This window comes from Streptomyces sp. NPDC001406 (assembly GCF_042895285.1).
Lineage (GTDB): Bacteria > Actinomycetota > Actinomycetes > Streptomycetales > Streptomycetaceae > Streptomyces.
This window is the reverse complement of the sequence record NZ_JBIAWG010000001.1, coordinates 627,922-642,905: the sequence shown is the minus strand read 5'-3', so window position 1 is coordinate 642,905 and position 14,984 is coordinate 627,922. Positions and strand designations below refer to the sequence as shown.

Genomic DNA, 14,984 nt, shown 5'->3' with positions numbered 1-14,984 from the left:
CACCCACCTCACAGCCCGCACCGGCCCGCCCCCAGTACCCTCACACCCCCTCCCCGCCCCCGCTGAGGGCAGCGTTCCTCGCGGGAAACAACGGTGATGCTGCCGGGTAACGTCGGCACCGCACGCTGCGTTGCATGACCTCGAATACGCGTGTGGTGGTGATCGGCGCCGGCCTCGCGGGCGTACGTCTCGCCCGCCGGCTCGGTGAGCTCGGCACGCCCGCGCTGCTCGTCGGCGAGGAGGAGCACCGCCCGTACAACCGGGTCCTGCTCGCCGAGGTGCTGGCCGGCCGGTACAGCCCGGAGGTGATCGCCCTCCCGGCACCCGCGGAGCTGACCCGCGCCCGGGTCACCGGCATCGACCGCGCCCGGCGCACCGTCGAGTGCGCGGACGGCTCGGTGATCGCATACGACCGGCTGGTCCTGGCCACCGGCTCCAACCCGGTACTTCCGCCCCTGCGCGGTCTGTTCAGCGCGGGCGGGCACGAACTCCCCGAGGGCGTGCACGCGTTCCGCACCATGGACGACTGTCTGGGCCTGTCCAAGGCGGTGCGGCCGGGCGTGCGGGCGGTCGTCATCGGCGGCGGGCTGCTCGGTGTGTCCGCGGCCCGCGCGCTCGCCGTGCGCGGCGCCCAGGTGGTCCTCGCCCAGCAGGCCGAGAGGCTCATGGAGCGCCAGCTCGACCCGAACGCCTCGAAGCTCGTGCTGCGGCACCTGAAGGACCTGGGCGTCGAGGTGCACACCGAGTGCCGGGTGCGGGACGTGCGCTGTGTGGGCGGCGCGGTCCGTTCGGTGGAGATGTCCGACGGGTACGCGCTCGACGCCGACCTGGTGGTCCTCGCCTGCGGCATCCACCCGCGCGCCGGCCTGGCCCAGGACGCGGGACTCGCCGTCCGCAAGGGCATCGTCGTCGACGACGAACTCCGTACGTCGGACCCGTACATCCACGCCATCGGCGACTGCGCCCAGCACGACGGCACGGTCTACGGCCTGGCCGCTCCGGCGCTCGAACAGGCCGACGTGCTGGCCGAGTTGCTGGCCGGGAGGGCCGACTCCCGCTACACCGGCACCCGTTCCCTGACCCGACTCACCCTGACCGGGCAGGACTCCCCCTTCGACCTCGCCGCGTTCGGTGAGACCGAGCCCCGCCCCGGCGACGACGTCGTCCAGCTCACGGACGCCACCCGGGGCACGTACCGCAAGGTCGTCGTCCGCGACGACCGCCTGGTCGGCGGGGTCCTCGTCGGCGAACTCGGCACTGTCGGCGCGCTCGCCCGTGCCTGGGAGGGAGCAGAGCCGCTCCCGTCCGACGGCGGCCCCCTGCTCCACCTGCTCACCAACGATGGAGGCTCCTGATGTCCACGACCGCACTCGGTGGGGACCGGTCCCACCCCACGATCGTGCTCGTCGGCCATGGCATGGTCGGCCAGCGCTTCCTGGAAGCGCTGGCCGAGCGCGGCCTGACCGCCACGCACCGCGTGGTCGTGCTGTGCGAGGAGCCGCGTCCGGCGTACGACCGTGTGCAGCTCACGTCGTACTTCTCGGGCCGGACGCCCGACGAACTGTCCATGACCGACATGCAGTTCATCGAGGACCACGGCATCGAGCTGCACGTGGGCGACCCGGCGGAGACGGTCGACCGTGAGGCGCGCAGGGTGACCGCCCGCTCCGGTCTGGTCGTCGAGTACGACACCCTCGTGCTGGCCACCGGCTCCTACCCCTTCGTACCGCCGGTCCCGGGCAAGGACGCCGAGGGCTGCTTCGTCTACCGGACCATCGAGGACCTGCTCGCGATCGAGGAGTACGCCGGGTCGCGGGCGACGACGGGTGCGGTGGTCGGCGGCGGCCTGCTCGGTCTGGAGGCCGCCGGCGCGCTGAAGGGCCTCGGACTGACCAGCCACATCGTGGAGTTCGCGCCGCGCCTCATGCCGGTGCAGGTGGACGAGGGCGGGGGCGCGGCGCTGCTGCGCACGATCGAGGACATGGGCCTGGCCGTGCACACCGGCGTGGGCACGCAGGAGGTCATCGTCGGCCCCGATGGCGCCGTCACCGGCATGAAGCTGTCGGACGGCTCCGAACTCGCCACCGACATGGTGGTGTTCAGCGCCGGTGTGCGCCCCCGCGACCAGCTCGCCCGGGACTGCGGCCTCACGGTCGGCGAGCGCGGTGGCATCTCCGTCGACGAGCAGTGCCGTACGGTCACCGACCCGCATGTGTTCGCGATCGGCGAGTGCGCGCTGGCGGCGGACGGACGGGTGTACGGCCTGGTGGCGCCGGGTTACGAGCAGGCGGAGACGGCCGCGGCGACCATCGCGAAGGACGAGGCGGCGTTCACGGGCGCCGACCTGTCCACCAAGCTCAAGCTCCTCGGTGTCGACGTGGCGTCGTTCGGCGACGCGCACGGCACGGCCGAGGACTGCCTGGACGTCGTCTACTCCGACTCCCGCGCGGGCCTGTACAAGAAGCTGGTCATCGGCCGGGACGGCACCCTGCTCGGCGGCATCCTGGTCGGTGACGCGGAGGCGTACGGCACGCTGCGCGCCTTCACCGGCTCCGTCCCGCCGGTCTCGCCGGAGTCGCTGGTGCTGCCCGCCGGCGCGGGCGCCCCGGCGCAGCTCGGCCCCTCCGCCCTGCCCGACGAGGCGGTCATCTGCTCCTGCCACAACGTGTCCAAGGGCACGATCCGCGGCGCGGTGACCGAGCACTCCTGCACCACCGTGCCCGAGGTCAAGAAGTGCACCAAGGCCGGTACGGGCTGCGGCAGTTGCGTCAAGGTACTCGGCCAACTGGTCACCGCCGAGCTGGAGGCGAGCGGCGTCGAGGTCGACAAGGGCCTGTGCGGCTGCTTCTCCCAGACCCGCGAGGAGCTGTACGAGATCGTCCTCGCGCTGCGCATCAACACCTACCGGGACCTCCTGGACCGCTACGGCCGTGAGGGCGCCCGGGGCGGTGACGGCTGCGAGGTCTGCAAGCCGGCGGTGGGGTCGATCATCGCGTCCCTCGCCCCGACGATCGGCGCGAGCGGCTATGTCCTGGACGGCGAGCAGGCGGCGCTGCAGGACAGCAACGACCACTTTCTCGCCAACCTCCAGAAGAACGGCTCGTATTCGGTCGTCCCGCGCATCCCCGGCGGTGAGATCACCCCGGAGGGGCTCATCGTGATCGGGGAGATCGCCCGCGACTTCGGCCTGTACACAAAGATCACGGGCGGTCAGCGGATCGACATGTTCGGCGCGCGCGTCGAGCAACTCCCGCTGATCTGGACGCGGTTGGTGGACGCGGGCTTCGAGTCCGGGCACGCGTACGGCAAGGCGCTGCGCACGGTGAAGTCCTGTGTGGGCCAGACCTGGTGCCGCTACGGCGTCCAGGACTCCGTGCGCATGGCGATCGACCTGGAGCTGCGCTACCGGGGACTCAGGTCGCCCCACAAGCTCAAGTCGGCGGTCTCCGGCTGCGCCCGCGAGTGCGCGGAGGCCCAGTCGAAGGACTTCGGCGTCATCGCAACCTCCAACGGCTGGAACCTGTACGTCGGCGGCAACGGCGGCGCCACTCCGCGCCACGCGGACCTGCTGGCCCAGGATCTGTCGGACGCCGAACTGATCCGCCTGATCGACCGTTTCCTGATGTTCTACATCCGCACCGCGGACCGTCTGGAGCGCACCTCGACCTGGCTGGAGCGGATCCCGGGCGGCCTGGACCATGTGCGCGACGTGGTCGTGGAGGACTCCCTCGGCATCTGCGAGGAGCTGGAGTCCCTGATGAAGGACCACGTGGCCCACTACGCCGACGAGTGGGCGACCACCATCAACGACCCCGAGAAGCTCGCCCGGTTCGTGTCCTTCGTGAACGCGCCCGACACCCCCGACCCGGTCGTCGGCTTCGTCCCCGAGCGCGACCAGATGAAGCCCGACCTCCCCCTGCTGACCATCGGCCACCGTCCCCTGGAAGGAAGCGCCCAGCGATGACCCTGGCACCCGAGACGACCGCCCTGAAGATCCGGCTGCGGCTGGACGAGGACTGGTTGACCATCTGTGATCTGACCGCGCTGACGCCGGGCCGCGGGGTTGCGGCGCTGCTGCCCGACGGGCGCCAGGCCGCGATCTTCCTGGACCGCGAGGGCCGGGTCTACGCGATCGACAACCGCGATCCGTTCGGCGGCGCGGCGGTCCTCTCCCGCGGCCTGACCGGCACCCACCAGGGCCGCCCGTTCGTCGCCTCACCGCTGCTCAAGCAGCGCTTCGACCTGACCTCCGGGCAGTGTCTGGACGACGAGGCGGTGCGGGTGGAGACGTACGAGGTGCGCGCGGCCTGACGCAACGGGGGGGGGTCACCCCTTGAGTGCGTCGTAGTGCACGCCCGTCAGCCGCTCCGAGGCGTCCCAGAGCCGCGTCCCCGCTTCGTCGTTGCGCGTCCACGGCGCCCGCCAGGACGGCTCCGGGGCGCCGCGCCACATCGCGAACGAGGGGCCGAAGAAGGAGTCGGGCCGGACGTCGGGGGCGGTCGCCGCGTACAGCGTGGGCAGGGCGCCCGCCTCCGCCGGCTGGGCGAAGAGGCGGTTGCCGAGCTCCATGAGCCGCTCGGCACCCCGCCGCCCCTCGGAGCGCGGCCCGGCGGTCTGCAGATTGGTGGCGGCGTAACCGGGATGGGCGGCGGCCGCGACCATGTCCGCACCGGTGGCCGCCAGCCTGCGCGCCAGCTCGTGCGTGAAGAGCAGGTTGGCGGTCTTGGAGCGGGCGTAGGCGATCCAACGCCGGTACCGGCGCTCGCTGTTGAGATCACGGATGTCGATGTTGGCGAGCGCGTGCATCGCGCTCGACAGGGTCACCACGCGGGCGCCGGGCGCGGCGAGCAGCGCGGGCATCAGCAGTCCGGTGAGGGCGAAGTGCCCGAGGTGGTTGACCCCGAACTGCGTCTCGAACCCGTCCGCCGTCGTCCCGTACGGCGGCGCCATCACCCCGGCGTTGTTGACGAGCAGATCGAGACGGTCGTACGGCAGCCCGCCCGCGAAGTCCCGCACCGACGCCAGGTCCCCCAGATCCAGTCGCCCGAACCGGGCCTCGGCCCCGGGCACCTCCGCCAGGACCCGGTCCACCGCCGCCCGCCCCCGCGCCTCGCTCCGGCACGCGAGCACCACCCGGGCCCCCTCACGGGCGAGCTCCCGCGCGGTGACGTACCCGAGCCCGCTGTTGGCACCGGTGACGACGGCGGTGCGGCCGGCGAGGCCGGGGATGTCGTGCGCGTTCCAGCCTGTCATGGGGCTCCTCCTCGACCGCTCGGGACCGGCTCGCCCCTGGCCGTACGGCTTCAGCCTAGGGGCGGCCACGGCTCGGCCGCACTCGGGACGGTCCGTGTGCCCAGGTGGAACCCCCCGGCCGCGCGCTACAACTTTTCCCGTCGAAGGTGCATCCAACATGACGACTGCATCCACCCATTCGCCCGATGGAGGCGGATTGGCCATGTCTCTGCATACTCAACTCCTCTCCCGGCGCGGCCTGACGGCCGCCCTGACCGCCGTCGCGGCGGCGCTCGCGACCGCGGGTGTCGCAGGGAGCGCGACGGCGACGACGACGGCTCAGGCGTCGGCCGGTCCGCGCACCTGTGCCGTGAAGGACCTGTACCTGTCCATGGGCCGCGCGGAAGGCGCGGCCGGCTCGCTCTACCAGCCCATCCGGTTCACCAACACCAGTACGAGCAAGTGCGCCCTGCGCGGCTACCCGGGCGTCAGCGTCCTCGACACCGCGCACCGGCAGATCGGCCCTGCCGCCACCCGTTCCGGCTCGCCCTACGGCACGGTCACGCTCGCCCCGGGCCACTCCGCGTCGGCAATCGTCCGCACCACCAACGGCCCCATCGGCGGACCCTGCCTGCGCACCGGCACCTATCTGCGGATCTACCCGCCGGGCTCGTACACCTCCACCCTCGTCCCCACACGCTGGACCACGTGCTCCCACCTCTTCCAGGTCGGCCCGATCAACACGGAGGGCACCTTCTGAGGGAGGGCACCTTCTGAGCAAGGGCCTCCTCTGAGACAGGGGCGACTTCAGCAAACGCCATTTAGCCTGGTCAGCGACATAGCTTGACAGTCCCCGCAGATGATGCCCGAAGGGGCGGCACCCCCGCACAGGGTGCCGCCCCTCCTTTTTCGTGCGCCGGAGCCGTCGTCGATCGGTCTTGAGGGTCGGGGACCGACGACGGCTCCGGGGTCTGGTGGCCGTAGGGCGGGTCTTCGAAGTTTGGGCGGTGGTCCATGGTCGGCAAGTGGCAGTTCCAGGCCACCGGCGGCCCCGGTGCGGCCTGGCAGCCGCCGTCGGTTCTGGCCCGAATCCGCCAATCGACGACCGGCGTGACGGCTACGGCCGGCTGGCCGTCGGCCCCCGCACCGCCCAACTTCGAAGACCCCGTAGGACCTGGGCCCTAGCGGTGGTCGCTGCCCGCCGACTGGGTTGCCGCGCGGCCGGCCTCCAGGCGGGCGACCGGGATGCGGAACGGGGAGCAGGAGACGTAGTCCAGACCCACCTCGTGGAAGAAGTGGACCGACTCGGGGTCGCCGCCGTGCTCGCCGCAGACGCCGAGCTTCAGGTCGGGGCGGGTCTCGCGGCCCGCCTTGGCCGCCGACTTCACCAGAGAGCCGACGCCGTCCTTGTCGATCGTCTCGAACGGGGAGACTCCGAAGATGCCCTTCTCCAGGTAGGCCGTGAAGAAGGAGGCCTCGACGTCGTCGCGGGAGAAGCCCCACACCGTCTGGGTCAGGTCGTTGGTGCCGAAGGAGAAGAACTCGGCCGCCTCCGCGATCTGGCCGGCCGTGAGGGCGGCGCGCGGGAGTTCGATCATCGTGCCGATGGCGAGCTTGAGCTGTGTGCCCGTCGCCGCCTCCACCTCGGCGATGACCTGGTCGGCCTCCTCGCGGACGATCTCCAGCTCCTGGACCGTGCCGACGAGCGGAATCATGATCTCGGCGCGCGGGTCGCCCTTGGCGTTCTTGCGCTCGGCCGCGGCCTCGGCGATGGCCCGGACCTGCATGGTGAACAGACCGGGGATGACCAGGCCGAGGCGTACGCCGCGCAGGCCCAGCATCGGGTTCTGCTCGTGCAGGCGGTGGACGGCCTGGAGCAGTCGCAGGTCGTTCTCGTTGGAGTCCTTGCGGGACTCGGCGAGGGCGACGCGGACCGACAGCTCCGTGATGTCGGGCAGGAACTCGTGCAGCGGCGGGTCGAGGAGACGGACCGTCACCGGCAGCCCGTCCATCGCCGAGAACAGCTCGATGAAGTCCTGCTTCTGGAGCGGGAGCAGCTGCTTGAGGGACTCCTCGCGCTCCTCCTCCGTGTCGGCCAGGATCAGCCGCTCCACCAGCTCACGCCGGTCGCCCAGGAACATGTGCTCCGTACGGCACAGGCCGATGCCCTGCGCGCCGAAGCGACGGGCACGCAGCGCGTCCTCGGCGTTGTCCGCGTTGGCCCGCACCCGCAGCCGGCGCTTGCGGTCGGCGAAGGCCATGATGCGGTGCACGGCCTCGACCAGTTCGTCGGCGTCGTGGGCGCCCGCGTGCATCCGGCCCTCGAAGTACTCGACGACCGGGGAGGGGACCACCGGGACCTCGCCCAGGTAGACCTTGCCGCTCGACCCGTCGATCGAGATGATGTCGCCTTCCTCCACCACATGCCCGCCCGGCACGGTCATCCGACGGCGCTTGGTGTCGACCTCCAGCTCCTCGGCGCCGCAGACACAGGTCTTGCCCATGCCGCGCGCGACGACGGCCGCGTGGGAGGTCTTGCCGCCGCGGGAGGTGAGGATGCCCTCGGCCGCGATCATGCCGTCCAGGTCGTCGGGGTTGGTCTCGCGGCGGACCAGGATGACCTTCTCGCCCGAGCGGGACCACTTGACGGCGGTGTACGAGTCGAAGACCGCCTTGCCGACCGCCGCGCCCGGCGAGGCCGCGATGCCCCGGCCGACCTGCTCGGTCTTGGCGGTGTCGTCGAAGCGCGGGAACATCAGCTGGGCCAGCTGGGCACCGGTGACGCGCTGGAGCGCCTCGGTCTCGTCGATCAGGCCCTGGTCCACCAGCTGGGTCGCGATACGGAAGGCGGCACCGGCGGTGCGCTTGCCGACGCGGGTCTGGAGCATCCAGAGCTGGCCGCGCTCGATGGTGAACTCGATGTCGCAGAGATCCTTGTAGTGGTTCTCCAGGGTCTCCATGATCTGCATCAGCTGGTCGTACGACTTCTTGTCGATCTGCTCCAGCTCCGCGAGCGGGACCGTGTTGCGGATGCCCGCGACCACGTCCTCGCCCTGCGCGTTCTGCAGGTAGTCGCCGTAGACGCCCTGGTGGCCGGAGGCGGGGTCACGGGTGAAGGCGACGCCCGTGCCGGAGTCGGGACCCAGGTTGCCGAAGACCATCGAGCAGACGTTGACGGCCGTGCCGAGGTCGTGCGGGATGCGCTCCTGGCGGCGGTACAGCTTGGCGCGGTCGGTGTTCCACGAGTTGAAGACCGCCTCGATGGCGAGGTCCATCTGCTCGCGCGGGTCCTGCGGGAAGTCCCGGCCGGCCTCGGTCTTGACGATCTTCTTGAACTTGGTGACGAGCTTCTTGAGGTCGGCCGCCTCCAGGTCCGTGTCGACCGTGACCTTCTTGGCCGCCTTGGCCGCGTCGAGGGCCTCCTCGAAGAGCTCGCCGTCGACGCCGAGAACCGTCTTGCCGAACATCTGGATGAGGCGGCGGTAGGAGTCCCAGGCGAAGCGGTCGTCGCCGGCCTGCTTGGTCAGGCCCTGCACCGACTTGTCGGAGAGGCCGATGTTCAGGACGGTGTCCATCATGCCGGGCATGGAGAACTTCGCACCCGAGCGGACCGACACGAGCAGCGGGTCGTCGGCCTGGCCGAGCTTCTTGCCCATCCGCTGCTCCAGCGCGTCGAGGTGCGCACTCACCTCGTCACGCAGTGCCACCGGCTCCGAGCCACTGTCCAGGTAGACCTTGCAGGCCTCGGTGGTGATCGTGAAGCCGGGAGGGACCGGGAGACCCAGGTTGGTCATCTCGGCGAGGTTGGCACCCTTGCCGCCCAGGAGGTCCTTGAGGTCCTTGTTTCCCTCGGTGAAGTCGTAAACGAACTTCGCTACGTGGGGTTCTTTGTTTTCCGACACGGGTCTCGACTCCTTGAGGCCGCGGTGGCTGCCCTGACGGCGAGGAACATACCCAGATCGAAGGCGCCTGGGTACGTCTACTTGTGCGTCATGCGCCTGTAACCAGTCGTCCGCCAGTGGATCGAAAGTCAAAGCTTGGCAAGCGAAGACACGCTGATGTTTTCACTTCTTGAACGCATCCATGCCCATAGGCGCGGTTTTCCGCTCAGGTGAGCGCCTCCTGACACGTCTGTTTTCGATCGATGAACGATCAAGGGGTGGCACCGAGTGCCACACCTTGGAGAAGTGCAGTCGCCCAAGATTCGCTCATCTGAGCGCAACCCTTATCAAGGGTGGCGAGAATCACGCTGTCACAGCGCGCCGGATTTCACCATGCGGACGTGACGCGGGACGGAAACGCGGACGTCACAGGGGTGCGGGACGGAGCACGGCGCTCACACCCCGAGTGCCGTCAGCCGCTGCTCCACCCGCTCAGGTGCGTACAGGTGCTCCACGACCAGCGCACCCGCGCCGACCAGCCCGGCCCGCTCCCCGAGCCGCGAGGTGACGACGTCCAGATGGGCCGTCGAGCGGGGCAGCGCCCGCTGGTACAGCAGTTCCCGGACACCGGTGAGGAAGGGAGTTCCGGCCAGATCTCCGGCGATCATCAGCACGCCGGGGTTGAGCAGGGTCACGACCGTCGCCAGGACGTCCCCGACCCGGCGCCCGGCCTCCCGGGCGAGCGCGGCCGCCTCCGGGTGCCCGGAGGCCAGCAGATCCCGTACGTCCGAGCCCGAGGCGGCCGGGACACCGGCCTCCGCGAGCCGCCGGGCCACGGCGCCACCGCTGGCGACGGCGGCGAGACAGCCGTACGAACCGCACCGGCACAGCGCCTCCGCACCCACCCGTATGTGCCCGATGTCCCCGGCGCCGCCGTCGACGCCCCGGAAGATCGAGCCGTCCACCACGACGCCGGCACCGATACCGGTCGACACCTTGATGAGCACGAAGGCCGAGCAGCCGGGGTGTCCGGTGCGCTGCTCGCCGTACGCCATGAGGTTCGCGTCGTTGTCCACGAGCACCGGCACGGCGGCGGCGCCGGTGTGTTCGGTGAAGGCGCGGGAGAGGCGGCCGCGTATGTCGTAGCCGTCCCAGCCCGGCATGATCGGCGGCTGTACGACCCGGCCGGTCTCGCTGTCGACCGGGCCCGGCACCGCGAGCCCGATCCCGCACACCTCGTCGGCCCGGTGCCCCGCCTTCTCCAGCAACTCGGCGAACCAGTGGCCGAGTTCGCCCAGTACGACCTCGGGGCCGTCCTCGATGACCAGCGTGCCGGAGTGCTCGGCGAGGATCTCGCCGGTCAGGGACAGGACGGCCGCGCGGGCGTGCCGGGTGTCGAGGTCGGCGGCGAGGACGACGGCGTGGGAGTCGTCGAACTCCAGGGTGATGGAGGGGCGTCCGCCGAGCGGCGAGTCGACCGGACCGCCGGCTCCCTCGCGCAGCCAACCGGCCCGGAACAGCCGGTCGAGGCGGTGTCCGACGGTGGCCCGGGACAGCCCGGTGGCCTGCTGCAGGGCACCGCGTGTGATCGCCCGCCCGCTGCGCACCAGTTCGAGCAGATCGCCGGCGCTGGCCTGACTGCCACTTCTGCCGGTCCTGCCGGGCTGTCCGGTCATGCGCACCCCCTTGTGTTTCTCAAGTTTGCATTACATATTGAGTTTTGCGTGTTAAATAGACGTAACCCTACGGTAGCCACAGCCGAACCTCATCGGCCGGACGTCTTTTCGGGGAGCCCCGAGTGGATCGCACTGCCCAGCTCACCGCCCGCCCCACGGAGCGTGCCATTGCATACGATCCGCCACTTTCGGCGGATGCGCCGCACGTCAGGGCCGCCCGGGTGCTGGCGGACAACTGGACCGGCACCTCCACAGTGCCCTCGCTCGGTCTGTATCCGCACCAGTGGTCGTGGGACTCCGCGTTCATCGCGATCGGGCTGCGGCATCTGTCGCCCCTGCGGGCCCAGACGGAGCTGGAGACGCTGCTGGCCGCCCAGTGGGCCGACGGGCGCGTCCCGCACATCGTGTTCAACCCCTCCGTACCGCTCGACGCCTACTTCCCGAGCCCCGACTTCTGGCGCTCCTCGACCGCGGGGCGCGCTGCGGGCGCCCCGCGCACCGTACAGACCTCGGGCATCGTGCAGCCACCGGTGCACGCGCTGGCGGCCTGGCTGGTGCACTGCGCCGACCCGGGGCTGTCGCGGGCCCGCGGCTTCCTGGCCCGCAGCTACCCGCGGCTGGCCGCCTGGCACCGCTATCTGCTGCACCGGCGGGACCTGGGCGGCGGCGGGCTCGCGTCCGTCGTGCACCCCTGGGAACAGGGTATGGACAACAGCCCCTGCTGGGACGCCCCGCTGTCCCGCGTCACCCCCGCCCCGGCCCGCTCCTTCCGCCGCGCCGACCTCGACCACGGCGCGCCGGAGGACCGGCCGACGGATCTGGACTACGGGCGGTACGTGCGGCTGGCGGCGGACTACCGGGACGTCGAATACGCCGACGGGAAGGGCGAGTTCGCCGTCGAGGACCCGGCGTTCAACGCGCTGCTCATCGCCTCCGAACACGCGCTGGCGCGGATCGCGCAGGAACTGGGGGCGCCCGGCACCGCCCGGCACGCGCGCGCGGAGCGGCTGACGGCGGCGCTGGTGGAGCGGCTGTGGGACCCGGCGGCCGGCATCTTCCTGTGCCGGGACGTGCGTGACGGCGCTCTGATCCCGGAGCGCGGCGTGTCCGGTCTCGTCCCGCTGCTCCTGCCCGAGCTGCCGCGCGAGATCGTCACCGCCCTCCTCGCCACCCTCGGCGGCCCGCACTTCGGGCTCGGGGACAGCACCCGCCTGGTGCCCAGCTACGACCTCCTCGGCGAGGCCTTCGACCCGCACCGCTACTGGCGCGGTCCGGCCTGGTTCAACACCGGCTGGCTGCTGGAGCGCGGGCTGCGCACGCACGGCGAACGGGAGCGGGCGGACGCGCTGCGGGAGGCGGTCGTGGAGACGGCCGACGCGACCGGTTTCGCCGAGTACGTCGACCCGTACACCGGCGAGGCGTGCGGCGCGACCGGCTTCGGCTGGACCGCCGCCCTCGCGCTGGATCTGCTGCAGGAGCCACCAGGACTTGGCAAAACCCCGGCGCACGACGTGTCCGGGGCGGGCACCGGAACGTTCCACAGGAGTGACAAGGGAGGGGACCGGGGATGACGGACCGGCATCACCTGCTCGTGCACGGCGAGACCTTCGCCGCCGTCGGCGACCGCGGTGACATCAGCGGCGTACGGGGCAACAGCTCCCCGGACGGGTTATTCGTGCGCGACGCCCGGCACCTCAGCCGCTGGCAGCTGACGATCGACGGCGCGGTGCCCGAGGCGCTCACACCGGTCGCGGACGGGGACGGGGCGCGCTGTGTACTCGTACCGCGCGGTGGCCGCACGGAGCCCCCCGCGCACACCCTCTTCCGTGAACAGGCCGTCGGCGACGCGTCGTTCGTCGAGTCGCTGCGGGTGACCAGCAACCGCCCGGTGCCGACCACGGTGCGCCTGGCCATCACCGCCGACGCCGACTTCGCCGACCAGTTCGAGCTCCGCTCCGACCACCGCACCTACACCAAGACCGGGGTCGTACGCTCCCGCCAGGTCCTCGACGACGGCGTGGAGTTCACCTACCGGCGCGGTGAGTGGCGCTCCTGTACGACCATCACGTCCGACCCGGCCCCGGACGGCGTCGAGGAGACCGGCACCGGCGCCCGGCGCCTCGTCTGGACCCTGGACCTCGAACCGCACGGCACGACGGAGCTGGTGCTGCGCGTCATCGCCCGCCCGCACGGCGAGAAGCGCGCGCTGCGCGTGCCGCGCTCCCCGGCCGCCGTGAACGAACAACTCCTGGCACTGGAGGGCGAGTTCGTGGAGGGCGTGGCCTTCCCGACGGGCTGGCCGGAGCTGGCGGCGGCCTGTGCCCGCGGCCTCGCCGACCTGGCCGCGCTCCAGGTCCCGGCGACCGGCCCCGACGGCGAGGAACTGCGCGTGCCGGCGGCCGGGGCGCCCTGGTTCCTGACCCTCCTCGGCCGGGACGCCCTGCTCACCTCCCTCTTCGCCCTCCCCTACCGACCCCGGCTGGCCGCCGCCACGCTCCCCGCGCTCGCCGCCACCCAGGCGACGGAGACGGGGACGTCCTCGGTGGCCCAGCCCGGCAAGATCGTGCACGAGGTGCGGCACGGGGAGCTGGCGCACTTCGGGCAGGTGCCGTTCCGGCGCTACTACGGCTCGGTCGACGCGACGCCGCTCTTCCTGATCCTGCTCGGCGCGTACGTCGAGCGGACCGGTGACTCGGCCCTGGCCCGCCGGCTGGAGCCGCACGCCCGCGCGGCGGTCGGCTGGATGCTGGACCACGGCGGGCTGACCTCGCGCGGCTATCTGGTCTACCGGGCCGACCGGGGCGGTCTCGCCAACCAGAACTGGAAGGACTCCCCCGGCGCCATCTGCTCGGCCGACGGCACCCGCGCAACCGGCCCGGTGATGGCGGCGGGGGCCCAGGGGTACGCGTACGACGCGCTGCGCCGCACGGCGTCGGTGGCGCGCGCCGTGTGGGAGGACGAGACCTACGCGGCCCTGCTCGAACAGGCCGCCGCCGACCTGCGCGACCGCTTCCAGCGGGACTTCTGGATGCCGGAGCACTCCTTCCCGGCGCTCGCGCTGGACGGGGAGGGCCGCCAGGTCGACGCGCTGGCGTCCGACGCGGGGCATCTGCTGTGGTCCGGCCTCCTGGACAAGGAGTACGGCGAGGTGGTGGGCCGACGGCTCGTGGAACCGGACTTCTTCTCGGGCTGGGGGGTACGCACCCTGGCGTCCGGTCAGCCGGCGTACCACCCCCTCTCGTACCACCGGGGTTCGGTCTGGCCTCACGACAACGCGCTGATCACCCTGGGCCTGGCCCGCTACGGCCTGCACGACGAGGCCCGCACGGTCGCCCACGCCCTGGTCGACGCGGCCACCGCGACCGGCCACCGGCTCCCCGAGGTCCTCGCCGGCTACGGCCGCGACACCCATGCGGAGCCGGTCCCCTACCCGCACGCGTGCGTCCGGGAGTCCCGTTCCGCAGCGGCACCGTTGGCGCTGCTCACGGCCGTCGGAGGCGCCTAGCACGAGTGTTGACGAGCCGTTTGCCGGGTGTTTGCCCGGGGCCCTGAACAGGCACCGGGGGCGAACCGTACGGGAAGGCGGCGGGCCAGGCGGGCCGGGGAGTTCCCGGCCCTGCCCAGCCTCCCCAGCGTGGCCCGCCGCTCCGTCACGGGCCTCGCACGGAAGGACCTCCGGGTGCCTCAGCACACGAGCACGCGCCAGTCAGGCAGTACGGCCGTGGAACCCAGCGGCTCCGCAGAGGGGACCGCGGTCAAGGATCCGGAGGACGGGGCGACGGAGGTCGTTCCCGCCGCCCTGGCGGGGGCCGCCGGTACGGCGAAGACCGCGGAGGCCGAGCCGAAGCCCACCCGGGCGGCGCGGGCCGAAGCGAATGCGGGCGGTACGCCGCGGGCCGAGGCGCCCGGTACCGAGGAGGCCGAGCCCACGGCTGCCGCGGCCGCGAGCAGGGCCGAGGCGGAGAAGAGCGGCACCGCAGCAGGGAAGCCCCGAGACGACGTGGCCGCATCAGCCGACGCGGAGTCAGCCGGCGCGGCGTCCGGCCGTACCGAGTCGACACGGGCCGGGTCCACAGCTGCCGCGGCCGCGAGCAGGGCCCAGGCGGAGAAGAGCGGCACCGCAGCGGGCAAGCCCCGAGACGACGCGGCTGCATCAGCCGGTGCGGAGTCTGCCGTTACGGCGCCTGCCGGTGCG

Annotated in this window: 9 protein-coding genes and 1 pseudogene; 7 read left to right on the top strand and 3 right to left on the bottom strand. The window is 71.8% G+C overall.

The window, feature by feature from the left end; genetic code table 11:
• Positions 1–134: 134 nt before the first annotated feature.
• From ACFY1J_RS02815 to nirD, 3 genes are read left to right on the top strand one after another with little or no spacing between them, the layout of a single operon-like run.
• The gene (locus ACFY1J_RS02815; RefSeq protein ID WP_390730466.1) at positions 135–1,355 is read left to right on the top strand and encodes an NAD(P)/FAD-dependent oxidoreductase; all 1,221 of its coding nucleotides are present in this window, start codon (positions 135–137) and stop codon (positions 1,353–1,355) included.
• Entirely contained in the window at positions 1,355–3,964 is a 2,610-nt protein-coding gene (nirB, locus tag ACFY1J_RS02810) for a nitrite reductase large subunit NirB (RefSeq protein WP_390730465.1), read from the top strand. The genes ACFY1J_RS02815 and nirB overlap by 1 nt, the downstream gene beginning before the upstream one ends.
• Positions 3,961–4,311 carry a nitrite reductase small subunit NirD gene (gene nirD / locus ACFY1J_RS02805; protein WP_390706463.1) on the top strand — a complete coding sequence of 117 codons (351 nt, stop codon included), beginning with the start codon at positions 3,961–3,963 and terminating at the stop codon, positions 4,309–4,311. Before nirB ends, nirD begins: the two co-directional genes overlap by 4 nt.
• Positions 4,312–4,326: 15 nt before the next feature.
• Here nirD and ACFY1J_RS02800 read toward each other — a convergent pair whose 3' ends face one another.
• Positions 4,327–5,253: an oxidoreductase gene (locus ACFY1J_RS02800; RefSeq protein WP_390730464.1), complete on the bottom strand. Its 927-nt coding sequence runs from the start codon at positions 5,251–5,253 to the stop codon at positions 4,327–4,329.
• 202 nt (positions 5,254–5,455) lie between these two features.
• Here ACFY1J_RS02800 and ACFY1J_RS02795 point away from each other — a divergent pair, with 202 nt between their 5' ends.
• The gene (locus ACFY1J_RS02795) at positions 5,456–5,992 is read left to right on the top strand and encodes a DUF4232 domain-containing protein (protein WP_390730463.1); all 537 of its coding nucleotides are present in this window, start codon (positions 5,456–5,458) and stop codon (positions 5,990–5,992) included.
• A 421-nt stretch (positions 5,993–6,413) separates the two neighbouring features.
• Here ACFY1J_RS02795 and ppdK read toward each other — a convergent pair whose 3' ends face one another.
• Both ppdK and ACFY1J_RS02785 read right to left on the bottom strand, forming a co-directional pair.
• Complete coding sequence (ppdK, locus tag ACFY1J_RS02790) at positions 6,414–9,134, bottom strand: pyruvate, phosphate dikinase (RefSeq protein ID WP_390706466.1); 2,721 nt, start codon at positions 9,132–9,134, stop codon at positions 6,414–6,416.
• A gap of 434 nt (positions 9,135–9,568) precedes the next feature.
• The gene (locus ACFY1J_RS02785) at positions 9,569–10,789 is read right to left on the bottom strand and encodes an ROK family protein (RefSeq protein ID WP_390706467.1); all 1,221 of its coding nucleotides are present in this window, start codon (positions 10,787–10,789) and stop codon (positions 9,569–9,571) included.
• Positions 10,790–10,911: 122 nt separating this feature from the next.
• On the opposite strand from ACFY1J_RS02785, the gene ACFY1J_RS02780 reads away from it, so the two are divergent.
• The 3 genes and pseudogenes from ACFY1J_RS02780 to ACFY1J_RS02770 all read left to right on the top strand — a co-directional run.
• Complete coding sequence (locus tag ACFY1J_RS02780) at positions 10,912–12,360, top strand: hypothetical protein (RefSeq protein ID WP_390730462.1); 1,449 nt, start codon at positions 10,912–10,914, stop codon at positions 12,358–12,360.
• Positions 12,357–14,294 carry a glycogen debranching N-terminal domain-containing protein gene (locus ACFY1J_RS02775; protein ID WP_390706469.1) on the top strand — a complete coding sequence of 646 codons (1,938 nt, stop codon included), beginning with the start codon at positions 12,357–12,359 and terminating at the stop codon, positions 14,292–14,294. The genes ACFY1J_RS02780 and ACFY1J_RS02775 overlap by 4 nt, the downstream gene beginning before the upstream one ends.
• A 216-nt stretch (positions 14,295–14,510) precedes the next feature.
• Positions 14,511–14,984: pseudogene (locus ACFY1J_RS02770) on the top strand (hypothetical protein); the annotation flags it as partial.

Excerpts from the sequence above, each read along its gene's own strand:
- ACFY1J_RS02785 (WP_390706467.1), bottom strand. The coding sequence starts at position 10,789 with ATGACCGGACAGCCCGGCAGGACCGGCAGAAGTGGCAGTCAGGCCAGC.
- ACFY1J_RS02815 (WP_390730466.1), top strand. The coding sequence starts at position 135 with ATGACCTCGAATACGCGTGTGGTGGTGATCGGCGCCGGCCTCGCGGGC.
- nirB (WP_390730465.1), top strand. The coding sequence starts at position 1,355 with ATGTCCACGACCGCACTCGGTGGGGACCGGTCCCACCCCACGATCGTG.
- ACFY1J_RS02775 (WP_390706469.1), top strand. The coding sequence starts at position 12,357 with ATGACGGACCGGCATCACCTGCTCGTGCACGGCGAGACCTTCGCCGCC.
- ACFY1J_RS02795 (WP_390730463.1), top strand. The coding sequence starts at position 5,456 with ATGTCTCTGCATACTCAACTCCTCTCCCGGCGCGGCCTGACGGCCGCC.
- nirD (WP_390706463.1), top strand. The coding sequence starts at position 3,961 with ATGACCCTGGCACCCGAGACGACCGCCCTGAAGATCCGGCTGCGGCTG.
- ACFY1J_RS02800 (WP_390730464.1), bottom strand. The coding sequence starts at position 5,253 with ATGACAGGCTGGAACGCGCACGACATCCCCGGCCTCGCCGGCCGCACC.